The 25014-nt window shown below is 46.4% G+C and carries 28 protein-coding genes and 2 pseudogenes; 4 read left to right on the forward strand and 26 right to left on the reverse strand.

Annotated elements, in window-relative coordinates:
* Window positions 1-37 precede the first annotated feature (37 nt).
* The 4 genes from holA to ABNN70_RS13005 all read right to left on the reverse strand — a co-directional run bounded on the left by holA (window position 38) and on the right by ABNN70_RS13005 (window position 4945).
* Window positions 38-1063 carry a DNA polymerase III subunit delta gene (holA, locus tag ABNN70_RS12990; RefSeq protein WP_129929815.1) on the reverse strand — a complete coding sequence of 342 codons (1026 nt, stop codon included), beginning with the start codon at window positions 1061-1063 and terminating at the stop codon, window positions 38-40.
* A gap of 224 nt (window positions 1064-1287) precedes the next feature.
* On the reverse strand, window positions 1288-3612 hold the full coding sequence (locus ABNN70_RS12995; protein WP_353948024.1) for a DNA internalization-related competence protein ComEC/Rec2: 2325 nt from the start codon (window positions 3610-3612) through the stop codon (window positions 1288-1290).
* Window positions 3609-4184 carry a ComE operon protein 2 gene (locus ABNN70_RS13000; RefSeq protein ID WP_353948025.1) on the reverse strand — a complete coding sequence of 192 codons (576 nt, stop codon included), beginning with the start codon at window positions 4182-4184 and terminating at the stop codon, window positions 3609-3611. The genes ABNN70_RS12995 and ABNN70_RS13000 overlap by 4 nt, the downstream gene beginning before the upstream one ends.
* Before the next feature lie 107 nt (window positions 4185-4291).
* Window positions 4292-4945, reverse strand: a complete 654-nt coding sequence (locus ABNN70_RS13005) for a helix-hairpin-helix domain-containing protein (RefSeq protein ID WP_353948026.1) — start codon at window positions 4943-4945, stop codon at window positions 4292-4294.
* Window positions 4946-5060: 115 nt separating this feature from the next.
* On the opposite strand from ABNN70_RS13005, the gene comER reads away from it, so the two are divergent.
* Entirely contained in the window at window positions 5061-5891 is an 831-nt protein-coding gene (comER, locus tag ABNN70_RS13010; RefSeq protein ID WP_353948027.1) for a late competence protein ComER, read from the forward strand.
* 315 nt (window positions 5892-6206) lie between these two features.
* On the opposite strand, the gene rsfS is transcribed toward comER, so the two are convergent.
* From rsfS to ABNN70_RS13040, 6 genes and pseudogenes are all read right to left on the reverse strand, one after another.
* Window positions 6207-6560 (reverse strand): ribosome silencing factor, encoded by a 354-nt coding sequence (gene rsfS, locus ABNN70_RS13015; RefSeq protein ID WP_353948028.1) that lies wholly within the window; start codon window positions 6558-6560, stop codon window positions 6207-6209.
* A 9-nt stretch (window positions 6561-6569) separates the two neighbouring features.
* Entirely contained in the window at window positions 6570-7142 is a 573-nt protein-coding gene (gene yqeK, locus ABNN70_RS13020) for a bis(5'-nucleosyl)-tetraphosphatase (symmetrical) YqeK (RefSeq protein ID WP_353948029.1), read from the reverse strand.
* The gene (locus tag ABNN70_RS13025) at window positions 7132-7710 is read right to left on the reverse strand and encodes a nicotinate-nucleotide adenylyltransferase (RefSeq protein WP_353948030.1); all 579 of its coding nucleotides are present in this window, start codon (window positions 7708-7710) and stop codon (window positions 7132-7134) included. The genes yqeK and ABNN70_RS13025 overlap by 11 nt, the downstream gene beginning before the upstream one ends.
* Window positions 7707-8021 carry a ribosome assembly RNA-binding protein YhbY gene (gene yhbY / locus ABNN70_RS13030; RefSeq protein ID WP_353948031.1) on the reverse strand — a complete coding sequence of 105 codons (315 nt, stop codon included), beginning with the start codon at window positions 8019-8021 and terminating at the stop codon, window positions 7707-7709. Before yhbY ends, ABNN70_RS13025 begins: the two co-directional genes overlap by 4 nt.
* A gap of 29 nt (window positions 8022-8050) precedes the next feature.
* Window positions 8051-9150, reverse strand: a pseudogene (gene yqeH / locus ABNN70_RS13035) (ribosome biogenesis GTPase YqeH).
* A 6-nt stretch (window positions 9151-9156) separates the two neighbouring features.
* Complete coding sequence (locus ABNN70_RS13040; RefSeq protein WP_353948032.1) at window positions 9157-9672, reverse strand: YqeG family HAD IIIA-type phosphatase; 516 nt, start codon at window positions 9670-9672, stop codon at window positions 9157-9159.
* A gap of 354 nt (window positions 9673-10026) precedes the next feature.
* Here ABNN70_RS13040 and ABNN70_RS13045 point away from each other — a divergent pair, with 354 nt between their 5' ends.
* Window positions 10027-10173 carry a sporulation histidine kinase inhibitor Sda gene (locus tag ABNN70_RS13045; RefSeq protein WP_129928300.1) on the forward strand — a complete coding sequence of 49 codons (147 nt, stop codon included), beginning with the start codon at window positions 10027-10029 and terminating at the stop codon, window positions 10171-10173.
* Between the two features lie 125 nt (window positions 10174-10298).
* On the opposite strand, the gene ABNN70_RS13050 is transcribed toward ABNN70_RS13045, so the two are convergent.
* Complete coding sequence (locus ABNN70_RS13050; protein WP_129928299.1) at window positions 10299-10391, reverse strand: YjcZ family sporulation protein; 93 nt, start codon at window positions 10389-10391, stop codon at window positions 10299-10301.
* A 182-nt stretch (window positions 10392-10573) separates the two neighbouring features.
* Here ABNN70_RS13050 and sigK point away from each other — a divergent pair, with 182 nt between their 5' ends.
* Both sigK and ABNN70_RS13060 read left to right on the forward strand, forming a co-directional pair.
* The gene (sigK, locus tag ABNN70_RS13055; protein ID WP_129928298.1) at window positions 10574-11275 is read left to right on the forward strand and encodes an RNA polymerase sporulation sigma factor SigK; all 702 of its coding nucleotides are present in this window, start codon (window positions 10574-10576) and stop codon (window positions 11273-11275) included.
* A 104-nt stretch (window positions 11276-11379) separates the two neighbouring features.
* Window positions 11380-11676: an acylphosphatase gene (locus ABNN70_RS13060; protein WP_353948033.1), complete on the forward strand. Its 297-nt coding sequence runs from the start codon at window positions 11380-11382 to the stop codon at window positions 11674-11676.
* 183 nt (window positions 11677-11859) lie between these two features.
* Here ABNN70_RS13060 and ABNN70_RS13065 read toward each other — a convergent pair whose 3' ends face one another.
* The 15 genes and pseudogenes from ABNN70_RS13065 to ABNN70_RS13135 form a co-directional block, all read right to left on the reverse strand.
* A complete protein-coding gene (locus tag ABNN70_RS13065; protein ID WP_353948034.1) occupies window positions 11860-12093 on the reverse strand; it encodes a YrhC family protein in 234 nt (77 codons plus the stop codon).
* A gap of 109 nt (window positions 12094-12202) precedes the next feature.
* On the reverse strand, window positions 12203-13336 hold the full coding sequence (locus tag ABNN70_RS13070; protein ID WP_353948035.1) for a bifunctional cystathionine gamma-lyase/homocysteine desulfhydrase: 1134 nt from the start codon (window positions 13334-13336) through the stop codon (window positions 12203-12205).
* A gap of 32 nt (window positions 13337-13368) precedes the next feature.
* The gene (locus ABNN70_RS13075) at window positions 13369-14286 is read right to left on the reverse strand and encodes a cysteine synthase family protein (protein ID WP_353948036.1); all 918 of its coding nucleotides are present in this window, start codon (window positions 14284-14286) and stop codon (window positions 13369-13371) included.
* 136 nt (window positions 14287-14422) lie between these two features.
* Window positions 14423-15130: a 5'-methylthioadenosine/S-adenosylhomocysteine nucleosidase gene (gene mtnN, locus ABNN70_RS13080; RefSeq protein ID WP_353948037.1), complete on the reverse strand. Its 708-nt coding sequence runs from the start codon at window positions 15128-15130 to the stop codon at window positions 14423-14425.
* Window positions 15131-15145: 15 nt separating this feature from the next.
* The gene (locus tag ABNN70_RS13085) at window positions 15146-15787 is read right to left on the reverse strand and encodes a class I SAM-dependent methyltransferase (RefSeq protein ID WP_129928292.1); all 642 of its coding nucleotides are present in this window, start codon (window positions 15785-15787) and stop codon (window positions 15146-15148) included.
* Between the two features lie 172 nt (window positions 15788-15959).
* Complete coding sequence (locus ABNN70_RS13090) at window positions 15960-16580, reverse strand: YrrS family protein (RefSeq protein WP_353948038.1); 621 nt, start codon at window positions 16578-16580, stop codon at window positions 15960-15962.
* A 140-nt stretch (window positions 16581-16720) separates the two neighbouring features.
* A pseudogene (greA, locus tag ABNN70_RS13095) lies at window positions 16721-17190 on the reverse strand (transcription elongation factor GreA).
* 82 nt (window positions 17191-17272) lie between these two features.
* Complete coding sequence (udk, locus tag ABNN70_RS13100; protein WP_129928290.1) at window positions 17273-17920, reverse strand: uridine kinase; 648 nt, start codon at window positions 17918-17920, stop codon at window positions 17273-17275.
* A gap of 19 nt (window positions 17921-17939) precedes the next feature.
* A complete protein-coding gene (locus ABNN70_RS13105; protein ID WP_240697221.1) occupies window positions 17940-18596 on the reverse strand; it encodes an O-methyltransferase in 657 nt (218 codons plus the stop codon).
* Between the two features lie 19 nt (window positions 18597-18615).
* Complete coding sequence (gene mltG / locus ABNN70_RS13110; protein ID WP_353948039.1) at window positions 18616-19707, reverse strand: endolytic transglycosylase MltG; 1092 nt, start codon at window positions 19705-19707, stop codon at window positions 18616-18618.
* A 134-nt stretch (window positions 19708-19841) separates the two neighbouring features.
* Window positions 19842-20156, reverse strand: coding sequence for a DUF1292 domain-containing protein (locus tag ABNN70_RS13115; protein ID WP_129928288.1), 315 nt, complete (start codon window positions 20154-20156; stop codon window positions 19842-19844).
* Window positions 20149-20586 carry a Holliday junction resolvase RuvX gene (ruvX, locus tag ABNN70_RS13120; RefSeq protein ID WP_129928287.1) on the reverse strand — a complete coding sequence of 146 codons (438 nt, stop codon included), beginning with the start codon at window positions 20584-20586 and terminating at the stop codon, window positions 20149-20151. Before ruvX ends, ABNN70_RS13115 begins: the two co-directional genes overlap by 8 nt.
* On the reverse strand, window positions 20583-20849 hold the full coding sequence (locus ABNN70_RS13125; RefSeq protein WP_129928286.1) for an IreB family regulatory phosphoprotein: 267 nt from the start codon (window positions 20847-20849) through the stop codon (window positions 20583-20585). The genes ruvX and ABNN70_RS13125 overlap by 4 nt, the downstream gene beginning before the upstream one ends.
* Window positions 20850-20884: 35 nt before the next feature.
* Window positions 20885-23527: an alanine--tRNA ligase gene (gene alaS / locus ABNN70_RS13130; RefSeq protein ID WP_353948040.1), complete on the reverse strand. Its 2643-nt coding sequence runs from the start codon at window positions 23525-23527 to the stop codon at window positions 20885-20887.
* A gap of 413 nt (window positions 23528-23940) precedes the next feature.
* The gene (locus ABNN70_RS13135; RefSeq protein ID WP_129928284.1) at window positions 23941-25002 is read right to left on the reverse strand and encodes an AI-2E family transporter; all 1062 of its coding nucleotides are present in this window, start codon (window positions 25000-25002) and stop codon (window positions 23941-23943) included.
* Window positions 25003-25014: the final 12 nt, after the last annotated feature.

Consider the following 25014-nt stretch of genomic DNA (forward strand, 5'->3'; position numbering starts at 1 on the left):
AGATCCGCCAGCCGGCGGATCTTTTTTTTACCCGATTTCACGATGTCTCTGATATCCTGTGAATAAGTAGTTCAAGGGCAAGAATTTTGTCAGCCTGTCCCGTTTTTATCTGATAATCCGTTTCTGTACATTTTTCCAGAGCATACTTCAACATAGATGGTGTATACAAACGCGTCTGTTCGCCCGCAAGTTTCACTGCGTACGGATGCACACCGATTTTTCCGGCAATACTTCTCTGAGTAAACCCCGCATCCCGATAACAGGCAACCTGATAGGTAATCCGAAATTGCCGCTCCAGGAGGGCGAGCAGCTTAAGCGGCTCCTCTTTCATACTGATCAGTTCATGAACCAGATGCAGCGCTTCTGCTGTCTTTTTCTGCATCACTTTATTGACAAGCAAAAAGACATTTGTCTCCAGTGATCTTGAACAGATCTCAAGGACAACCTCCCGGTCAACAGGACGCTCCCGTCCACAGTACAGCGCGCATTTTCCGGCTTCGCTGGCCAGCCGGGCCAGGTCTGTCCCCACAGAAGCAACCAGCTGTTCATGACCGCTTTTTGTGTAGACGGCACCGTACGAAGCAACAATCTGGCTGAGAATCTGATACAGAGTGTGATCGGATAATCCGTTCAGTTCATAGACCCGCGCCGATTTTTCAAGAGTTTTAACAAGCTTTTTTCTCCGGTCCAGTTTTTCATAAGGGGCAACGAGAAGCAATACGGTCCCGGGCGAAGGATTCTGGAGGTACTGTTCCAGTTTTTTCGGATTTTGTTCCACTTTCGGCTTGGCTCGTTCAGATGCCAGAAAATAGGAATTTTCGAGTATGACTGCCTTTTTTTCACCCAGAAAAGGAATCGTATCAGCATCCTCCAGCGCGGTCTCAAGTGATACTTTGAGCATATCATACGTGGATAGATTAAAATCACGGTCTTCGCCCTCAAGTGCTTCATTGATCAGATTTTTTTCCATCAGACGAATCAGATAATCCTGCTTTCCGAACAGAAGATAGACGGGTGCAAGGGGCTTTTGAATCGACAAATCAGCGTTTTTGGCTTTAACCATGTTCACCGCCCCTCTCTATCACTACTTTACCGTCTGAGCGATTTTCTGGCAAGAAGGAAAAGGGCAGCTTTTTCAAGCCGCCCTGATTTATATGAACGTCTGCGGGCGAAACCTAGGATAGCGCCGGCAGGACGATGCTCGATTCTGTTTCTATGTTATCCTATGTCGGTGCAAACTATGGGTGACAACGTATGACAGCCGGGAAAAATTATGGAAAATCACACTTAATCCTTTATCGCCGCCGTTTCGATACGAAGAATCTGCCGGTCATTGAAAAAGAAGCGGATGGCTCCGTCCCTGTCAGTTCGCAACGTTCGCATATTGTATTTGTTCAATTTATCCAGCACTTCAGCGTGCGGGTGTCCATATCGATTATTTTTACCTGCTGAAACGATACCGACAGACGGCCGGACCGACTGCAGCAACAGCTCCGAAGTAGATGTCCGGCTGCCATGGTGCCCGAGTTTGAGTATATCTACATGCAAAGCCGGGAATTGTGCTAATAAATCTCTTTCACCGTGAACAGACAGATCTCCGGTGAACAGCCATTTTTTTCGGCCAAGTTCGGTAAAGATCACGACGGAATTGTCATTACTTTCCGCGGATCGATCCAGACGGGCCATCACAGTAAATGGATGATCCCCTGTTGTGAATGTATCCCGGGATCTGACTGAGGCCAGTTGTGTCCCCTCCCGGACAGCCCTTTCGAACCATGCGATATCCTTCCCATCCGGGTCAAAATATGGACTGACAAGCATGCTTTTTATGGGTATCGATCCCACAAGGCTCTCCATACCACCGACGTGATCATGATCTCTATGTGTCAGAACGACAACATCAAGTTTATTGATCCGCATCGCTCTCAGCTCATGGAGAACGACATCTCTTCCGACTTCAAAGGGATGATTCTTTATGCGCCATTTCTCCTGAGAAAAAACCGGTGTCCCGCCACTGTCAATTAAAATATTTCCCTGTCTGTGCGGCAGCCGGATCAAGATACTGTCACCCTGACCCACATCAAGAAAAGTAACTGAGCCCAGGGGGTTTATCAGATCTGCGCCATATACCAGAAGATAAACCACCAGGAAGGATCCGATGGGGTAACACAAAGCCGATTTATTCTGCCGACTTTCCCACAGAATAAGGGCAACGGCAAATAAGACCACAGAACAGGCAAGCATCCACGGGGCCATCGCTCCATAATTCAGGTCAAGAACCGGATGATGGTAAAGGTAGAGCAGAATATTGTGGGGCACGAGCAGAAGGCTGTCCATAAATGACGACATGACCGGAGCAAACGATACGGAAAAGAGCGTCATAAAATAAGACACGGCAGCCACAGGAAGAATAATTAAAGTAATAAACGGAACAAAAAAGATGCTGAGAAAAAATCCGGTGAATGACAACTGATAAAACTGATAGACTGCAAATGGAAAAGCAGCTAATTCACTCATTACAGCCATCATAAAGACCCGGGTGAGTGGGGATCGATATTTCTGATTGATGATCGGGGCACATAAGATCACCATAAAAGTCACAGTGAACGATAGTTGAAAGCCGATGTCAAACACGACATAAGGGTCAAAAAAGATCATCATCAGGCAGGACAGACTGAGGACGTCCGTAATCAGAAGTTTATGACACTTCAGCAGGACTGATCCAAGTAACAGGCAGGCAGTCAGAGCCGATCTGACAACAGAAGGCTCTGCCCCAGTAACAACCGCATACAGTGGAATCAGAAACATAATGAGAACTGAGATATGCTCCCGAACCATACCGATTCTTTTCAGTACAAAATACAGACAACCAAAAATGACGGCAATGTGCATCCCCGAGACGACAAGCAGGTGCACCAGACCAAATAATTGATAGGCATTGGACAGGTTCGAATCAAATGCCTGGTCTTCCCCGAAAATCAGGGCATTAATCATCCCGGCCGCAGTCGGTGAAAACAGACTGTATATCCGGTCCACCTGATGCTGCCGAAACCGTTTCAGGTCATCCACCGGCGAGGCGCGGTCGTGGATAATCACCGGTGGCCCGTCCGCCTGAAGTTCCCGGAAAATATGATGCTTTTCAAGATAATCCCTGTAATTAAAGGCATAGAAATTTGTCGGGAGAGCGGGCCGGTCGAGAACCCCGGATACGCGGCAGACGAGTCCGGGCATAAGTCCGCGCTTTAGTTGCTCCTTCTCTGTCTCAGTACGTATCCTGTATGTAACAAGGACTGCTTCGTGTGAAGGCGTCTCCAGAATGTAACGAAGCTGGTCACCATCAATGACGGGGATCTCCCTTATTTTACCGGTCAACAGGTTCTGCCGTGGAGAGAGACCGGATGCATTGATTTGGAAAAAAAAGACATCCGCTGCAACTGCAACACCGATAACGGTCAGAGCGCCCAGCATCAGGAACTTTTTCCTGATGCAGAGAAAGATTCCGTAACAGGCGAGAAGAACAAGCGGTACAGCAGGCTGCGTTCCTGCTGCGGCCCAGGCCGACAGGCAGGCACAAAAAGCTGCCAGATGCCATTTTGAGGTCAGCGTGATCATGTGCTGTGATGAAATAACCGTTTTTCCTGATCCCTGAAATGGCGCAACTCTTCTTCCCCTGCCCCGTGGATCTTCAGCTGATGAAGCACGGATTCCACAAAGTTAAGCTGCTTCTCATCCTCTTTACCTGTCCTGTCAAAAATATGACGAAAGGGTACTTTTTTCACTTCTACCCCTGCCTGGCGGTACAGTTTTCCCGCATAAGGGTCATTCCGGTAATCATTTGTATAATAGACGCGACGGATTCCCGCCTGAATAATCGCCTTCGAACAGGGCAGGCAGGGATAATGCGTGACATAAATCTCCGCACCGTCAGTCGACTCGCCGAATTTGGCACATTGCAGTATGGCATTCATTTCTGCATGAATGGTGCGTACACAGTGTCCGTCCACGACGTAGCATCCTTCATCAATACAATGGACACCTCCGGAAATAGATCCATTATAGCCTCCGGCGATGATCCGTTTGTCACGGACAATGGTCGCACCGACCACAAGCCGTGTACACGTACTGCGTGACGCCAGTAAATGACTTTGCGCCATAAAATATTCATCCCAGGATAGTCTGTTCATCGAGACATTCCTCCATCTTTTGGGTTTTCATTCTGTATCTTATTTTATCAAATAAATACTGAAAAATCGTATTCTTCCGATGAACAGTTCGTACTCAATGCCTGTAATCAATGAAGGGTTGCAGAGGGTTTGAGCTGTTCCAGCGACTTTTCTCCGATGCCGGAAACTTCTGTCAGCTCCTCCAGCGACTTAAAGGGCCCTTTTTCCTGCCGGTATTGAATAATCGCTTTCGCCTTGGATGGCCCGATACCCGGAAGGTTCTGCAAAGTCTGTTCATCTGCCGTGTTGACGTTCACCTTCTGTCCCGGACTTTCTTCACCACTCGAAGGCGCCTGAGCCGGAGCTGTCGACGCCGAAGGTATACCTTCAGGCGGCTTTTCCCCCTTTTCCGGAATATAAATAACCATCTCGTCGACGACCTTTTGTGCCAGATTAATTTGATCCTCGTCTGCTTTCTTCGTTAATCCTCCCGCCCGGTTGATCGCGTCACTGACCCTTTCTGTCTCCTTCATCCGGTATATGCCCGGCCGGTTTACCTCACCTTTGATGTCCACAACAATTTCGTTTACCGGCGTTTTCTGCTCAGGACGGCCTGCCTCCTCTGTTTTCGATTCCTGAGTCTGATCAAAAATGTCCTGCGTCTTTAATGCTTCTGCGGCTTTCAAACCACTGAAATGCCTGTACGCGAAAAAAAGTGACAGACAGGCGACGATGATCAGCAGAATGATCATGAACTTGTGATCTCTCCATATTTTTTCCATACGTCACATCCATTCTGAAAAAATACACCGACAGCAGGATCCAGCCGAACATACATATTTCATGAATTCTGTTCATAAAGTTTCAGAAGGATAACGAACAGAATGAGGTGAAAGAATGAGGATCGGCGTGATTGGTACCGGAACGATTGGATCGCTGATCGTCGGTGCGTTCATTAACAGTAAATCCGTCAAGCCAAAAAACATATACGTCATGAACCGGACCCGTGAAAAAGCACTTGCTGTGGCTGAAAAATTTCAGGGTGTAAACGTCTGCAGATCCGCGGAAGAGACGATTCATTCGTCAGACATCATTGTGATTTGCGTCAAACCGCTGCAATTCTTTCCATTGCTGGAACCGCTGCGCAGTCTGTGGCATACAGATCAGCTGGTGATATCTGTCACCAGTCCGATATCGGTTCCACAGCTGGAAAAACTGATCCCCTGCCAGGTAGCAAGAGTCATTCCCAGTATTGTGAATGAAGGACTGAGCGGTAACACACTGGTTACGTTTGGTACACGAATGACTGATTTTCAAAAATTTAAGCTTTGGAACCTTTTGGGGAATTTTTCGAAACCTGTTGAGATCAATGAGGAAAATATCCGTGTTGCATCAGATCTGTCCAGCTGCGGTCCTGCATTCCTGTCTTTTTTTCTTGAAAAGATGATTGATGGGGCAGTTGAGACAACATCTGTTTCCCGAAAAGAGGCCAGTCAGCTGGTCACAGAAATGATTATCGGGTTCGGCAGGCTGCTGGAGGATAATTCATATTCTCTTCCTGAACTCAGAAAAAAGGTTACTGTCGAAGGGGGCATCACAGGCGTGGGTCTGAATATTCTGGAACAGGCTTATCATTCCGAATTTAACCGACTGTTCGCAGCAACACAGAAAAAATTCATTGAAGATCATCAGAAAGTAGACCCTCAGTTTAAGGTTCTGGATGATTAACAGCTCAGGCCTGCTTCCTTTCTTAATATCTGTTCGGTTCAGGCGAACGGGTTTCCTGCCTGAAAATGTGACGATTTATTGAATAGAATATGAAGTGAAAATTCAATCAGTGGGGTTTCTTTATTCCCACTGATTGTTTGTTGAACCCAGCGGGCTGCTGCGGGCAGTAAGACCCCCACCTCAGGGTCATGAGGGTAAACGGAACAGCCCCACGTGGGGTCTTACTGCCCGTTCAAACAGGATAAAAAAACTAAGTCCCTGACGAAGCCAGAGGCTTAGTTTTTTTGATACGATGTAATCCATAGAAAGAGCCGCTTACAACGGCTTTTTTTCCAGCGTATAAACAGGGGCATCTCCCCATAATTTTTCCAGTTGATAGTAGTCACGCTCGTCTTTGTGAAAGACATGGGCAACAACGTCCCCCATATCAATCAGAATCCAGCGTGCCTGATCGTATCCCTCCATACGCCTTACTGTCAGACCTTTAGCCTCCGCAGCCTTTTTCAGCGCAGTTGCGATAGCTTGTACCTGTTTTTCCGAATTGCCATGGCAAATAATAAAATAATCAGCCATTATAGAAATTCCGGTCATTTTTAACATAATCAGGTCCTGAGCTTTTTTATCGTCCGCAGCTTCGGCAAGATATTTTACGAATTCCTCACTGTTCATTAAGTCACCTCATTGATTATTTTGGGAACCGACAAGATCATTATATGCGAAAAATGTATCTGGGTAGACACGCTGATGTTGATCGAGAAGATGCGTGATGGTTCTCAACAGTTCTTCAAAGACTGCTTCATCCAAACTGTTTTCTGCCGCTTTCCGGACATCCTCAACACCCGGGAAATCCCTTCCCGGCTCAATATAGTCGGCAAGGAAAATAATTTTTTCCAGACGGGTCATATCTTTCTTCCCGGTTGTATGATAAGTGATTGCGTTCAGAATGTCCCTGTCCTTCACCCCCAGTGTTTGCTCAACATAAGCGGCTCCGGCAGGGGCATGCCATAAATTATTCGAATACAAGAGATACTCATTGGAAATATCCGGATGCTGCTCAATCAACTGTCTCAACTTCTTATCAGGAAAATATTTGACAATGTCATGAAGCATTCCTGCAAGACGTGCTTTATCCACATCCGCTCCAAACCTCGCAGCGAGCTTTCCGGCGGTTTCGGATACGCCGAGCGAATGCCTGTAACGTTTATCAGGAAGCATTTCCCGGATTGTGCTCTGAGCTTCTTCAATCTTCATAAAGCCGTCTCTCCTTTATATATTTTATCACTTCATCAGGCATCAGGTAACGGCAGGAGCGTCCCTGCTTCAGCCTTTTCCTGATCATACTTGATGAGATATCAATCAGAGGCATATCGATATAGGTAACGTCTGCATGAGCAGGATTTCCAGTTGCATAACCCTTTCGCTGGAAACCGATAAAAGAAGTCAGTCTGCGCAATTCTTCTATTCCATGCCACAGAGGCAGATCATCGACCATATCTGCTCCCAGTATAAAATAAAATTTATTGTCAGGTTCGTTTGCTTTCAGTTCCCGTAATGTATCTACGGTATAAGAAAGTCCCTTTCTCTTTATTTCGACCAGCGAGCATTTGAAATGGGCGTTACTCCTGATTGCCCGCCTGACCATCTCGACACGATCATTCGCATCGGTATGGGCTGTTTTACCCTGAATATGAGGGGGCCGGTAACTGGGCATGAACCAGACTTCATCAAGTGCACAGGATTCCATGGCTTCTTCGGCAATCAGGAGATGGGCCAGATGCGGCGGATCAAAGGTGCCCCCAAGCAGTCCTATTCTCTTCATCCCTGTTTTCTTCCCCGTCTTTCCGGAAGTTCAATCCGTCTGTGTTTTTCCGATTCCCTGTATAAAACAAAAGTGTGTCCGATCACCTGAACCAGTTCCGATGTCGTCTTCTTCGCACAGAGCGTGCCGGCTTCTCGGACGTCTTCAAAAGTATTCTGGAGCAAAGAGACTTTAATTAATTCTCTTTTATCCAGAACAGCACTTAATTCATGATAAAGCTGATCCTGTAATCCGGATTTTCCAATCTGAAAGACTGGTTTAAGCGGATGAGCCAGTTTTTTTAAATACTTGATTTGTTTTCCAGTCAGCATACTTACGTTAAATTCCCTTCCCTTTCAATTTACCCTTTGATGATGGAGGATCGCATCGAAATGTCTATTCCTTCAGGCGCCCGGGCCAAAATGATAGCGCCCTCACCCTTTACTGAAATCCATCCAAGACCTGAGAACACAATATCTGTATCCCTGTCCCGGGTTTTCATCTCGCATTGCATGAACTTCAGTGGTTGGGTGATTCCTGCCGGCGGAGCAAGCATCCTGCCAAATTGACTGGCATACAGTTCATCCGCGTGTTCCGTCTTTGTCCGATGAACAGGCAGCGCATTTGCCACATAGACGATCAGGGATCTTTTGCCCGGTCCGGAATAATCGATACGGCCGATTCCCCGAGAAAGAGCGTCTGATCCTCGCCCAGCTGGTAGACTCTCGGTTTGATTTCTTTATTGGGCATGATTTTTTTATATTCACCGGAACTGACAAAATGGGCAGCCTGATGCGGATTAATGACACCCGGCGTGTCATACAGTACGCGACCATCGTCAAGAGGGATACCGATAAAATCAAGGGTGGTTCCTGGAAAATGCGATGTCGTAATGACAGATTTCCCGCCGGAAGCTGCCCGGATCAGATGATTAATAAAAGTTGATTTACCCACATTTGCTGCACCGACAATATAAACATCCCGGCCCCGTCTGTAATGATCGATACGGCTGCTGACTTCATCAATGCCATGGTTTTTCGCTGCGCTGATCAGCAGAACATCCACCGGGTGAATACCCTTCGCTTTAGCTGAGCGTTTCAGCCAGCTTTTCAATTTATTCGGATTCGTCGATCTGGGAAGCAGATCTTCTTTATTACCGACCAGGAGCACCGGATTGTTCCCGATGAAGCGGGTCAGATCATCAACCCAGCTGCCGGAGACATCAAAAATATCGATCAGATATACGATCAGGGCGTCCACAGAAGCAATTTGCGAAAGAAGCGAAAGAAAATTCTCTCCCTTCATGGGTACATCCTCAATTTCGTTATAATGTCTCAGTCGAAAACAGCGTCTGCAATAGACCGGCTGGCGGTCGAGTGCCGCAGGAGGGGCATAACCGGGTTCATGCTCGTTTTCTGTCTGAATTTTCACGCCGCAACCTTCACAAAAGATGTCGGTCATTTCGCCTCAGTCCTCCCACTTCAGCCAGCCACGCCGACGCATTCTGGCCATAATAAAACGCTCAAGTATCCGATTGAACCGGGTTGTCCATGCATCACTCTGCGCAATCGGCGAAACAAGAATAGTATGCGCCCCTACTTTATTACCGCCCCACACATCAGTCATAATCTGATCACCGACCACGACCACCTGATCTTCACTGAGATTCATTTTACGGATGGCCCGTCGGAATCCATAAGGCAATGGTTTCTGAGCGCGATAAATATAGGGCACTCCTGCCGGATCAGAAAAAGTCCGAACCCGCTGTTCACTGTTATTTGACACAATCATGGACATGATACCGGCTTTCTCAAGCGAATGAAACCACTCAATCAATGCCGGTGTGATTCGTGGTTCATTCCAGGCAACGAGCGTATTGTCCAGATCTGTAATCAAACCTCTGATCCCCTTTGCGATCAATAACTCCGGACTTATATCTAAAATTTTATTTACGTGTTCGTCTGGCAAAAAATTTTTAAGCAATGACTTAGCACCTCAGCTTCTGATTACATTTTCCCACATGTTGTCTATTATACCAAGTCCAACCGCAAATTTTTTAAAAATACAGCTTCTGACGTCTGCTCTCATTATGCAGGAACATCGACCAAAAGAACATAAATATTTCGACATTGGTCGACAAACCTGTTTTTGTGGATAACCTTGTCCACATTTGTAACATGAAAAAGTGTACGATTTCCGGACTATGTAATAAAAAACATTCATTTTATCCACCGTTGGCTGTGGATAAATGAGTGTTTGTCGATCATACCAGATCATGCTAGAGTAATTCTAGAGGACTTGAACTTGTGGAAAGGAAGTGCCCCATAAAGGGATAAAATGGAAAATCTTTCTGATGAAATGTTGGTTGAAGCTTATGTAAAGGCAAAGAAATATGATTTGAGTGACGAGTTCATTAAACTTATCGAAGGTGAAATCTCCAGAAGAAAGCTTAATCGCTCCCTGCATCAGCAGCAGCTGATCTGATACCCTCTATGGCAGAAAAAGCAGCCGGATGCTGCCTGCTATCCGGCTATTTAAAAAAGGGACGTTTTTTCCAGGTCTAATAAGGAAGTCCGCTCTGCCCGGGACTCCCCTGTCCAGACCGGACATTAATACACGTATGCTGCTCCGACAATGATTAGCAGAATAAACAGAACAACAAGCAATGCAAATCCTGATCCATAACCGCCTGAGTAACTCATCTACTATCAGCTCCTTAAAAGAAAGTACAATATACTTTATTCTCCGCCACTTTCTTTGACTGGGCATCTGAAAATCTGTCAGCCAGGTCAGTCTCCAGGTACAGGCACGGGACATGATGAATGCCCATAAACTAAAAGATAACAGCTTACGCATTCATTATGTGTCTGGGGAGTGGATCAATATGCTTTCAGTCGCTACCGGAATGGCCTGCATGTTTAAACAGATTCTGCTGCTTGTTTCTTATGTAAAGAACAATGCTTTCCCGCAACCCCTGTCACCTTCTGAAGAACAGGAATATCTGCGTCTGATGGCAGAAGGAGATCAGGACGCACGCAACAAATTAATTGAACACAATCTCCGCCTTGTCGCCCATATTGTCAAAAAGTTCAACAATACCAAAGAAGATACGGACGATCTGATATCCATCGGCACGATCGGGCTGATTAAAGCTATTGAAAGTTATTCAAGTGGAAAAGGGACGAAACTGGCGACATTTGCCGCCAGATGTATAGAAAATGAAATACTGATGCATTTACGGGGGCTGAAAAAGACGCGGAAGGACGTTTCTCTGAATGACCCGATTGGTCAGGATAAGGAAGGAAATGCGATCTCTCTGATCGATATTCTGAAGTCGAGAAACAAAGATATTGTCGATGAAATTTCACTGATTCTGGAAACAAAAAAAATTTACGGGGCCCTGGATGTACTGGATACGCGGGAAAGAGAGGTCATCATCGACAGATTCGGACTGAATAATCAGGATGAACTCACGCAGCGCGAAATCGCAGAAAAACTGTCCATTTCCCGCAGTTATGTCTCCCGAATTGAAAAAAGAGCGCTGATGAAACTTTTTTATGAAATATACCGCAGGCCGGGTCGTTAATTTTTCACCTCTCACAGGTTGATGAAACATCATTTCTCTTTTTTCTTTTCCGGTACCATGATACACTAAGGGCAGAGAAAATGAATGATGGGAAGTGAAACGGATTGGAATCTGACTCTGAAACCAAACATGTACATGTCATCGTTGAAGGTAAGGTACAGGCTGTGGGATTTCGATATTTTACCTGGCAGACAGCGCGTGAACTAAAAATTACCGGATGGGTGAGAAACCGGGATGATGGCAGCGTGGAAATTGAAGCAGAAGGGAAAACGGATGCTGTAAACACATTTGTTAATCAAATAAAAAAGGGAAGTCCATTTTCTAAAGTCAGGCATGTGGATGTGCAGGTTTATAAACACAGCGGGAACTTTTCAACATTTGAGATCCGGGATATGTACTGATCCCGGTGAACATTTCCGGCTGGCCAGAAAACACAACCGAACATACATTTGAGCTTTAACAGGGCAGCGATGATCACGTCCGCACGGTTTTCATCGCTGCCCTGTTTTTCACTTACGGATAACCTTACACGTACAAACTAGAGATCGCAGGAAGCCTCACGCAGGCAAGTTTCTTTCGGGCGCTCACTGATCATCCATCTGCTCTTCTTTTAATTTCGTTGTCCTCCAGTAGAAGAAAACAGACGCCAGCAGGAATGAAAAGCTGGTTATCATCAGAACTTCTATTTTCCATGGTTCGACTAACATGTCCGGAATCACTGTTCCGATATACATAAATAAGCTGATAAACAGGCAAAGCATCCCTGTTCTGCGACAATCTGCTATTCTCTCATCCAGATGTTTCCCCTGATCTCCCATAACCATCCCTCCGTACCTATTACTCTATCATGACAGATAAAGATTTTGTACGGTATTTTATGACAAAAAAACTGCCCGGATTTCCGGACAGTTCCCATAGCCTATTTATTTATTCCAGGGCCTGCTTCAAATCGTCAATCAGGTCGTCACCGTCTTCTATCCCTACGGAAAGGCGAATCAGTCCATCGGTTATGCCCAGCTCTTCACGACGCGGCTTCGGAATTGAGGCATGAGTCATTTTCGCTGGAACAGAAATCAGGCTTTCCACAGCCCCAAGGCTTTCTGCCAATGTAAAATAACGCACACGCGAGAGCAGCTTATTTGCGTTTTCCTCACTTCCAACATCAAAAGAAATCATACCGCCAAATCCATCAGCCTGCTTCTCTGCCAGCTCATGGCCCGGATGACCGGGAAGACCCGGATAATACACTTTGCGCACTTTTCCATGACCTTCAAGAAATGCTGCGATGCGACGGGCATTATTTTCAATCTGTTCCATGCGCAGAGCAAGTGTCTTTACGCCTCTGATCAGCAGCCAGGCATCCTGAGGTCCGGGAATGGCGCCAACAGAATTCTGAATAAACCCAACTTTTTCAGCCAGCTCATCAGAATTTACCGCAACCAGTCCGGCTACAACATCACTATGACCGCCAATATATTTCGTCGCACTGTGCAATACAATATCAGCGCCAAGCAGAAGAGGATGCTGCCAGTACGGTGTAGCAAACGTATTATCAACAATCAGCAGCAGTCCGTGTTCATGTGCCTGTTTTGCTGTTGCTGCAATGTCTGTGATCTTCAGCAGTGGATTAGTCGGAGTTTCCAGATAAATCGCTTTTGTCTTTTCTGTGATGGCAGCTTCCACCTTCTCCGGATTGCTGGTATCCACAAAGGAAGCAGTTATACCCAGACGCTTGAACACCTTGTCAATCACCCGAAATGTCCCACCATACACATCATCGGTGATCACCACATGGTCACCGCTGTTAAGCAGCATCAGTACCGATGAAATTGCAGCCATTCCTGATCCGAAGGCAAAGCCGGCTTTTCCGAATTCAAGAGACTTGATCAGTTCCTCCAGGGCGCTGCGCGTTGGGTTGACCGTCCGTGAATAATCATAACCTTTTGTTTTTCCGACAGCTTCCTGTTTATACGTACTCGTCTGATATATTGGAACAGAGACCGCACCTGTAAAGGGATCTCCGAAAGCACCAGCATGAATCACTTTCGTCTTTGGTTTCAATGGATGTCTCTCCTTTTCGTCCGTTTTGTGTCTTATGATCCGTAAATACCTTCACTTAAATAACGTTCACTTGAATCCGGGAAAACAACGACGATATGGGTACCCGGCTTTGCAGAAGAAGCTTCAATCAGCGCAGCATGCAGGGCGGCGCCTGATGAGCTGCCGACAAGAAGCCCTTCGCGTGAGGCCACTTCTTTCAGTCTGCGAAACGCATCATCATCACTGACCGTATGAATCGCATCAAATAAGCCCGTATTGACGAATGAAGGTATAAATTCCATGCCGATGCCCTCAATCCGATGCTCAGCTGGCTTCCCGCCGTTTAAAATGGAGCCAATGGGTTCGACCACTACGGTTTTGATCTGAGCATTTCTTTTTTTCAAATACGATGCAGTCCCGGTGAAAGTCCCGCCGGTTCCGGCCCCTGCAACAAAAATGTTAACCTTACCCTTAGTGTCTTCCCATATCTCCGGTCCGAGTGTATGAATATAGGCATTCGGATTCTCTTCATTTTCAAACTGATTTGGGCAATAACTGCCGGGAATTTCGGAGACGAGCTGCTTTGCCTTTGCCACAGCTCCGGTCATCCCCTGACCGGTGGGCGTGTGTATCACTTTGGCTCCGAGAGCTTTCATCAGCGTCTGCTTCTCCATGCTGAACTTTTCGGGTACACAGAAAATGACGTGAATCCCTTTCCCGACCGCTGCAACGGCAAGGCCGATACCCGTATTTCCCGCAGTCGGTTCGATCAATGTGCCGCCGGGCTTCAGTTTTCCGGCAGACAGCGCTTGATTGACAAAGTGTTCACCGAGCCTGTCTTTCACACTGCCGCCTGGATTGAAATATTCGCATTTCGCATAAAGATGAACACCCTCAGGAACAGGAAAGCCGTGCAGTTCAATCAGCGGCGTCTTTCCCACCAGTTCATGAACATTTTGATATAATGCCATCAAGATTCCCCCATATATTTTTTTCAGAAGACATCAGTCGGTGCTGCAACAGACATCTGCCTCGGAAAAATATACAAAGCGTTTAAAGCTGACGGCGCCAGCACGTCCACCTGACATGTCAGGCACTATATCCTGTTTATCCATGTGTTTCCATCTCCTTAAGCAGTGCAAGTACAAACTCAGCCGAGTTTTTTGCCGCTTTTTCAAGAAATTGATCAAATGAAATTTCCGATTGCTTTCCGGCAATATCAGACAGCGCTCTGACAATGAGAAAAGGAACGCCAAACTGGTAACAGACCTGAGCAATAGCAGCAGCTTCCATCTCAACCGCCTTCAGCTCCGGCAGCAGGTGCTTCAATGCATCGATTCGATCTGAATCGGACATAAATGAATCTCCGCTTCCAATTACGCCATGGACCGTTCTGTGTCCGGTGATCACTTTTTGGGCTGCATCTGTTGCTATTTCCGACAAGTGCCCGTCTGGTATAAAAGCAGGGGGCATACCGGGGATCTGACCATACTGATAGCCAAATGCCGTTGCATCCGCATCATGGTGAATAACCCTGGAGGAAATCACAACATCGCCAATATCCAGGGCCGCATCCGTACCACCTGCAGATCCTGTATTGATCACTGCATCCGGGTGAAAATGATCAATCAAAAGTGTTGTTCCGATTGATGCATTAACTTTGCCAATCCCGGACTGCAGTAATACCGTCTCGATCCCTGCCAGTTTCCCGGAGAAAAACCGGGAATGTGCGATCTCCGTCTCCTTTGGCTGGTCCATTTTGCTTTTAAGGATATGGATTTCCTCTTCCATTGCTCCGATCAATCCCAGTCTCATCAATATACCTCCGATTTAATCTTCTTTTATCGCAAGAATCATCCAGACAAATTCATTCATTTGTTTAAAATAGGGAACAAAATGATTCATCCGAAACATCTCATACAATTCTTTTCGCAGCGGATAATATTCAGTGCGGAGATCCTTAAGCAGATTATAATAGCCCTTCCGCTTTGCCTCCAGCTCGATTCTTTTACGCTCCATTTCACTTCCGAACAGCGTATCTGCAAAAACGATTCTGCCCTGCGGGGTTAACAGCGTTCGATATTTTTCAAGAGCAACCGATTTTTCCTGATGGTTCAGGTGATGAAAAGCATACGAACTGACAATACTGTTAATGGGTACATCCGGTGGCGTAAAATCAATGAAATCTCCATCTGATAAATTGATATTCGGCAGTTTTTCTTTTGCTTTCTCCCTCATTTTTTGTGAAGGCTCTATGCCATAAACTTCCAGACCCTTCTCAAGCAGTTTGCCGGTCAGATTGCCTGTTCCGACACCAAATTCCAAAACAGTGCCTCTGGCCTGTCCTGCGACTGCTTCAAGAATTTCAGGGTAGTTCTGGAAGACTTCGTGATACTCCGGAAGACCGCCGGCAACCGAGCGGTCATAATCAACCGCCCATTTATTAAACGCCTGAATAAATTCGCGTCCCATTTATATTCACTCCATTATATTCATCTTGCTGAGTTACACTATTCATATATTAAAGGTATGATTAATTGGTTTAAAGGTAACACAATTCATCGTGCCAATCAATCACCAGAGAAAAGAAACCCGATCCAGAATACCGGACCGGGACAGGTACCTATACAAATACTTAACCGCTTTATTCACCGGGCTTTTTCAAATCGTCCGCCTGCCATTTTCCATCCTGATACACGAGATGAACGACATAGATCGACCCCTGTTCATTTTTGGGAGACACACGTGCCAGAGAACTGTTTGGTGAACCTCCATTGCCCAGCCAGTGAATCGTCATATTACCTGATTCTATCCCTGTTGCTGCAGAGATCGCCGCCACCTGGGCATTCCAGTCTGCAGAGCCAATTTCATAGGACGCCTGATGGCTTTCACCGGATCCCGCGGATGATGACGAAGAACTGCTTTCACCCGAAGCGGAACTGGCTGATTCATCATTTGGCACCTGCCCTGATTCATCAGATTCCGCTGATGAATCAGCCGCTGATGAGCCGTCCGTTGAAGAAGATTCGGAAGAACTGCCCGCCTGGTTTTCTGATGAGGAGACTCCCTGATTTTCCGACTGACCGGCTGGTTTTGCCGCCGGCCGGTCTGCCGATGTATTGAATACTGAAATAAGAATAATACATCCAACAGCCAGGATAAGCAGGGACACAATTCCGATGCTCCAGTTCAGGATCCGATCGGTTTTGCTTTTACGCCGCTCATAGCGGGATGAGTATCCTTTTCCCCGATGGTTTCTCATCATTCAGGTATCCTCCTTTTCAACACATGACAAAATCACATGATATAACCTTCGGAAGAGATAACGTGTCCTGTCGGTACATAGTATAAATCCACCACGAATAAGCCGCGATTTACGTCAGGACAGCAGCCCCATTTTATCCGTTATTCAACCTTTAAGATTTTCACACGGATATCGCCGCCAGGTGTATTGACATTCACTTCTTCCCGACAGAAAGACCAATCAGTCCTTTAGCCATTGGCGAATCATTCGAAATCTTTCCTGCAAACGGATCAGATTCAGCACTGCCGACAATCTGATAGGTTTCTTCATCGCCATCCGGAAGTTCTTTGAACGTCACGGACTTGCCGATTTTAACAACATCTGTCGTTTCATCATCTTCAATAATTACGGAATTACGTATCATCTGTTCAAGCTGCAGAATACGCGCCTCAACAAAAGCCTGTTCATCTTTTGCAGCATCGTACTCGGAATTTTCAGAGAGATCTCCGAAACCGCGTGCGATCTTTATTCTTTCAACAACCTCTTTACGTTTTTCCGTCTTCAGATATTGTAATTCCGACTCCAGCTTAGCCTTTCCTTCAGCTGTCATATAATGAAGTTTCTCTGCCATGGATTACCCACACTCCTAAAAAAATTTATCCATTTATCTATATACTGTATTGAAAGCGGCCATTCCGGAAGATTACAGATACCTAATCATTCAGGCATCTGCCCCTGTCTTCCAGAACAGCCTTGATCTTTGTCGCCATTAAATCAATGGCGACTGTATTACTGCCACCCTCGGGAATAATAATATCCGCAAAGACCTTCGTAGGTTCACAGAACTGACGATGCATCGGCCGGACAGCGGTAAGATATTGATTAATCACCGACTCGACACTTCTGCCTCTTTCCTGTGTATCACGAAGCAGCCGGCGAATAATACGAAGATCTGAATCCGTATCCACAAATACTTTGATATCCATCAAATCCCGAAGCCGTTTTTCCTGGAGGATCAGGATTCCTTCCAGGATGATTACATCCTTTGGTTCGACGGGTACAATTTTATCAGATCTTGTATGTACTGTATAGTCATATACTGGTTTTTTTATCGGATGAAACCGCAGCAGCTCCTTCACTTGATCAATCAAAAGATCCGTATCAAAGGCCAGCGGATGATCATAATTTGTCAGCAGGCGTTCTTCCAGAGGTTTATCATCCTGCGCTTTATAATATGAATCCTGTTGAATCACCGCAATAGACTTATCAGGAAAATAACGTGAAATTTCTCGGGTAACAGTTGTTTTTCCTGATCCGGAGCCTCCTGCAACTCCGATCACAATTGGTTTTTCTCTGGTCACGTTGAACGCTCCTCCACTTTCACTTACTACTCTTTTTCGTGCTTACGGCAAGCCCGTCTCCAACAGTAAGGAAAATCGTATCAAAACCCTGCTGCCTGACCAGAAAGTGATTATAACTGTCTACTTTTTCAACGAGCCTGCGCAGCTGTTTTTTCTTAATGCCTTCTATATCACAGACCAGGCCATGAAACAGGACATTGTCCGTGATAATAATCCCATCATCAGACAATAAATCGGCGTATACGGGAAACAGATGTTCATACTGTGCCTTAGCCGCGTCGAAAAGAATCAAATCGAATGGGGCTGCCTGCCGCACTTCAGGAAGTTCACGGGTGGCATCCCCTTCAATAACATGGATGGAGGACTCAAACCCCATTGATCTGATGTTTTCTTTTGCCTCCCTTATCATATCTCTGTCGCGTTCAACGGAAGAAATATCGACATCAGCGCCTGCTGCAAGGCGCATCCTGATCGACGAATAACCGATCGCCGTACCCAGTTCCAGTATATGCTTCGGGTTTTTCCAGCGTATCACCTGCTGAAGAAAAGCCATGGCAGCCGGATGCATAATGGGAATATAGATCTCATGTGCCTTCTTCTCCATCCGCCTTAGCAGATCATTCTCAGATTGGGTGAATGAAGCAGCATAATCAGATAATTTACTAAAATCGATCAATGACCTGCGCTCCTCTTTATCAGGGCTGCTCTTTTGCCCATTCCTGACGATATTTGTCGACTATTTTCTGATGTCCGGCAAACGACTTTGAATAATAAATCTTACCATTGGGCCGCGCATAGAAAAACAGATTATCGGATTTAACCGGATTCAGCACGGCCTCTATCGCATTCGTTGCCGGGCTGCCGATTGGACCCACCGGCAATCCGGTTCTTGTATACGTATTAAATGCGTTATCCTGGCGAATATCTTTTAACGAATAATCGCGACTTCTTTTCTGCCTGCCGTAGATCACCGTTGTATCAGATTCCAGCCTCATATGCTTATTCAGACGGTTATAGAAAACACCTGCAATTTTCCTTCTGTCCTGTTCACCCGGTGCTTCCTGCTCAACAAGTGATGCCAGTGTCAGAACTTTGTGTAAGGATCCGAGCTGCCCCTTTTTTATCTGACTTTCGTATCTTTCAGCTGTTTTCCCTGTCTCCTCAAGCATCGGATCAATCATCTGATCAAGAGTCAGTGGTTTCTTTGTTTTCTTGAACCGATAGACCCCGGGTGCAAGATAGCCTTCCAGCGGATAGATGTTTCCGCGTTTCAGAATTTCCTCTGTGAGAAAAGAAAATCGTTCCATGTAATGTGATTTCACGTAATCAGGATTTCTAAGATCATTGAGAATCTCTGATTTTTTCAGATCTGATACTTTCGCCATCCGGTCAGCTATTTCACTGATCCACATGCCCTGGCGGACATCAATGAGATAAACAAGATCATGATGTCTCCCCCTTTCAAGGCTGTCCATCAGATTGTTGACCGACATGGCGCGATTAAAGGTATAAGTACCTGACTTATAGGTATTCAGATGGTTCCATTTGGCATAGAATTCAAACGCCCAGGCTTTCTGAACCAGTCCTTTTTTTTCGAGAATCCGGCCGATGTCGCCCACTGAGCTGCCTGACGGTATGGTTACCGCTACCGGATTTTTATTTTGCGGGTCTGTCGGGCTCAGCAGATGCTTATAATAACCGAAAGCTCCCCAGACGGCAAATGCCAGCAGGATAACCAAACAGACGGCAACGCCTGTCCACCATTTCCAGCCTGTTTTTTTATTCACTGTTCGAGACGCTCCTTTCTAGAGTACCCCAACCATTATACACTATGTTTCGTCAAATTTTGTGCTTCATTAACGGATTAAGCCGCTTCACGGGTTCAATATAAAAACCCCCGCATTCCACAGGGGCTGCCCGTTCATACATCTTCTTCATCGCTGAACGTATTGATCATTTCTTCAACAACATCCCATTCCTCATCTGTCTCGATCGGGAAAAGTTTGAAGTCATCGTCCTCTCCCTCATAACGGAAAGCAAAAACGTCTTCTTCATCTGCGTCCTCATCTGCCTCTTCCGACGGTGTGACAACAACATAAGATTTATCTGTCTCAGGAACGTCAAAATAAAATAATACATCGAACAGATTCTCACTTCCGTCTGGCTCCGGAATCACAATCCGTTCCCCTTCGTCCCCGCTTGGCTGTATGATCGGGTAATGACCGGGATCACTCATCTTTTTCTGTCTCCATTCTTTTTTTATCTAAATAACTTTGCAGAATCAGCACGGCTGCTTCTTTATCAATGACCTTCTTCCGCTTTTTCCGGCTGAGATCGGCCTGAATCAGAATGCGCTCAGCAGCCATCGTTGTCAGTCGCTCATCCCACATGACCACCGGAAGACGGAACTTCCGGCGCAGGCTTCTGGCAAAAGCTCTTGAAGCCTCCGCCCGACAGGTTTCCGTCCCAATCAGATCCTTTGGCAGTCCGACGACAATCGATTCCACACCGAATGTATTGATCAATTCACCGATCCGCTGAAACATCAGATCTTTTCTATGTTCCACATAACGGATGGTTTCAATACCCTGAGCTGTCAGACCTGTCGGGTCACTGACCGAGACGCCAACCGTTACCGATCCGAAATCAAGTCCCATCACTCTCATTCTTTGTCCCACTTTTTCCTGAGGTAATCCGTTACCAGTTCCTCAATGATCTCATCACGCTCGATCCGCCTGATTAGCTTTCTTGCATCTTTATGGCGGGGAATGTATGCTGGATCGCCGGATATCAGATAGCCGACAATCTGGTTGATCGGGTTATATCCCTTCTCCTCCAGAGCATCATATACCTGAAAAAGCACCTGGCGTACGTTATGCCTGTCCTTATCACCAAAATTGAATTTCATCGTTTCATCCATTTTCATCATCCCCATTCCATACGCGCTGTAGTCTGGCCAGTAAATCAGCCGACAGCTGTTTCTTTAATGAAGTCCGCCACACTGTCGAGCGCTTTTCCTACTTTTTCCGGCTGGCGTCCACCGGCCTGTGCCATATCCGGGCGGCCGCCTCCGCCACCACCGCAGACAGAAGCCACTTCCTTAATAATTTTGCCGGCGTGGAACCCTTTCGAGATCAGGTCTTTCGTGACACCGGAAACAAGATGAACCTTTCCGTCCTCAACAGAGGCCAGGACAACAATAAGCGACCTGAAATGATTTTTCAAATCATCAGCCATTGTCCTTAACTGATTCATATCCATTGCGTCCACTTTTGCCGCAAGGTAAGAAATATTACCGACTTTCCGGATGGATTTCTCTAATTCTGCGGCCTTCGCATTCCCGAGTTTTGCCATCAAAGCCGTGTTATCTTTTTCAAGCGCCTTAATTTGCAGCTGCAGGGCACCTATTTTTTCAGGAAGCTGATCAGCTGTTACTTTCAGGCTGCGTGCAAGGTTTACCAGTTCCTGTTTTTCCTGATTCATTTTTTCATAGGCTTTTTCCCCTGTTAAGGCTTCAATGCGACGTGTCCCTGCACCAATACCGGCTTCGGAAACAATTGTAAAGAGGCCAAGCTCAGCCGTGTTCCGAACATGGCAGCCGCCGCAGAGTTCAAGGCTGTAGTCACCAACATTGACAACACGAACGATTTTACCGTATTTTTCACCGAATAAAGCGACTGCACCTGATTTCTTTGCTTCGTCAATCGGCATTTCCTTCGTCGTCACAGGAAGCTGCGCCCAGATTTTCTCATTAATTGTCCGTTCTACCTTATGAAGTTCAGCTTCTGTCACCTGTCCGTAGTGAGAAAAGTCAAAACGAAGCCGGTCCGCCGATACATAAGATCCGGCCTGATTGACATGCGGTCCCAGTACATCTTTCAGGGCCTGATCGAGCAGATGAGTGGCCGTATGATTTTTTTGAATGGCAAGCCTGGCGTGACCGTCGATCTGTGCTTTCACACGGTCACCGATATGAATTTCTCCGTTTACCACAATACAGGAATGCAGATTCTGACCGTTCGGAGCTTGTTGCACATCGGTGACACGAAGAAGAGCGGTATCACCCTTCAGTGTCCCCTGATCGGCAACCTGTCCGCCCATCTCGGCATAAAAAGGGGTGCGATCGAGGATCAGCCGGATTTTTTCTCCCTCAGATGCATTTTCCACTGCTTCATGATCGTTGACCAGAGCCAGAACCTTTGCGTTCTCTACAGTAAACCGGTCATAGCCGACGAACGTACTTTTTACAGTCACATTGCGCAGCGTTGCACTTTGCACGTGCATCGACTTCTGGTCTTTTCGTGCAGTTCTTGCCCGTTCTCTCTGTTTTTCCAGTTCTGCTTCAAAACCTTTTTGATCAACGGAAAGACCGTCTTTTTTCGCATATTCCCCGGTCAGTTCGACAGGGAAACCGAACGTGTCATACAGTTTGAACACGTCTTTTCCGGACAGTTCTGACCCGCCTTTTGCTTTTACCTCACTGATCTGCCGGTGGAGAATGGCTATTCCGTCATGGATGGTCTCCTGAAAGCGTTTCTCTTCACCGTAAATGATTTTCTGGACATACGGGGCCTTCTCCAGAACCTCTTTGTAATAGTCTTTCATAATGTCGGCAACAACCGGTACGAGTTCATACATGAATGGTTTATTGATTCCGAGATCCATGGCATAACGGACCGCGCGCCGGATCAGCCGGCGCAGGACATAACCGCGTCCTTCATTCGAGGGAAGAGCCCCGTCGGCAATGGCAAAGGACACCGCACGTACGTGATCAGCGATAACTTTGAACGGTGTGTTTTTCCTGCCCTTTTTATATGTTTGGCCCGAGATCTCCTCAATTTTATGGATAATCGGAAGAAAAAGATCCGTATCGAAATTGGTCTCACCGCCCTGAATGACGCTGACCATACGCTCCAGTCCCAGACCGGTATCAATGTTCTTTTTCGGCAGCGGCGTATGTGTTCCGTCCGGATTATGGTTAAATTGAGAAAAGACGAGATTCCAGACTTCAAGATAACGCTCATTTTCTCCGCCGGGGAACAGTTCCGGATCATTCGGATCGTTACCGAACGCCTCACCGCGATCATAGAATATTTCTGTATTCGGTCCGCTGGGTCCTTCCCCGATATCCCAGAAATTGTGTTCCAGCTTAATAATCCGTTCCTCCGGGAGACCAATTTTTTCATGCCACAGCCGGTACGCCTCATCATCTTTTGGATAAATAGTGACAGACAGCCTGTCCGGATCAAAACCGATCCAGTCCGGACTGGTCAGAAATTCCCATGCCCAGGTTATGGCTTCTTTTTTAAAGTAATCGCCTACCGAAAAGTTGCCCAGCATTTCAAAAAACGTATGATGGCGTGCCGTATAACCGACATTTTCAATATCATTCGTACGAATCGCTTTCTGAGCGTTGCAGATGCGCGGATTTTTCGGCACAATCCGTCCATCGAAATATTTTTTCAGCGTAGCAACCCCGCTGTTTATCCAAAGCAGGGAAGGATCATCAACCGGAATCAGTGAAGCACTCGGCTCAACCGAATGACCCTTTCCACGAAAAAAATCTAAAAACATTTGCCTGACCTCAGATGAACTGAGTTGTTTCATGATAAGAACCTCCACTCACAATGATCAAAATAAGACCTGTTCATTTAAATGGTGACTTATACCGGGGCGTTTAAAGAAAAACTGACGCCGGCCGGGCCACACTATAATCCAATTTTATACTTTTTTTCTTATAGTGGAACAAAAAAAGCTTCCATCCTATCATGCCTGAAAGGACGAAAGCTCCCCACATACACGCAGCATCCGTACCGCAAAAGAAAAGCTGACTTCGCATCTTTCGGTTGCAGCCTCACAGCTCAAGCAGCTCATGTGAGAGAAAATCAATGAAGGGTATCGATTGTTTACTTACAAATCATTAAGCCCATTCACCTTACTGTTCAGGCAGCTCCATGCCCTGTCGCTATTCTTTTCGTCTCATTTTCATTTTTCTTTCGCTATTATAGATGAACTTTCTCTTATTTGTCAATCACACGTAATCTCTTTTTCATATGAATGAAACCTATACGAATCACGATAAAACAGGGGATAGCAAGCAACATCCCGACGATCCCTGCAATCTCCCCGCCGACACCGAGCGACAGCATGATATACAGCGGATGGATATCCACACTTTTACCGACAACGAGCGGCTCAATCACATTTCCCTCGAGAAACTGAATCAGAAATATCATCAGGACAACGCCGATCACTGCATAGAAGGACTGCGTGGCCGCCATCAGAACAGCCGGAGCTGCACCGATCAGCGGCCCAAAATAAGGAATCAGATCTGTCAGCCCGATAAACACGCCAAACACGATTGGATAACGGACTTTCAGAATCCACAACCCGATTGAAGCCAAAACAGCAAGAATCGCACAGACGGTCAGCTGTCCGCGTATGTACAAGCCGATTGACTGGTCCATTTCCGTGAATAGCCCGGTCCACTGATTCCGCCACTTTCGTGGAATCAGATGAAGTGCTCCCCGCTTAATTTTCTCTGAATCCTTGAGAAAATAAAAGGCAAGAAACGGAATGATAATCAAAGTGAACAGCGACTGGATAAAACCGGTACACCAGTCCATCAGCCTGTCTGCAAATCTTCCGGTGGCATGCTGTATACGTGCAAGGGCTTTATTCACCTGGTCATGCACCGCTTCGGGTGTTGACCCGTAAACGTGATCAACCTGAGACTGATACATTTTCTGATAGCGGACGAACTCGTCATTCAAGCCGCGCAACTCGTGGATAAACGCCGGACCACCTTTGAACAGCAGGAGACCGGCCATACTGAAAAAAAGCACATAGACACCGAGAATGGCAATCGTGCGCGGGACACCCATCACACTGAGTCTTTTGATTAAGGGATGCAGCAGATAGGCAATAATTCCGGCAACAGCAAATGGAAAAGCGACCCTCAGGAAGAAGTGAAGCACCGTACCGAGAAGCGGCAGCAGCCTGTAAAAGAGATAGCCATTGAGAAAAAGCAGCAGAAGAATAGTTAAAGCTTTCATCCACTTAAGTGCAGGCCATTTAAGCATGATCATCCCTCC

The sequence above is a fragment of the Sporolactobacillus sp. Y61 genome (genome assembly GCF_040529185.1).
Classification (GTDB): domain Bacteria; phylum Bacillota; class Bacilli; order Bacillales; family Sporolactobacillaceae; genus Sporolactobacillus.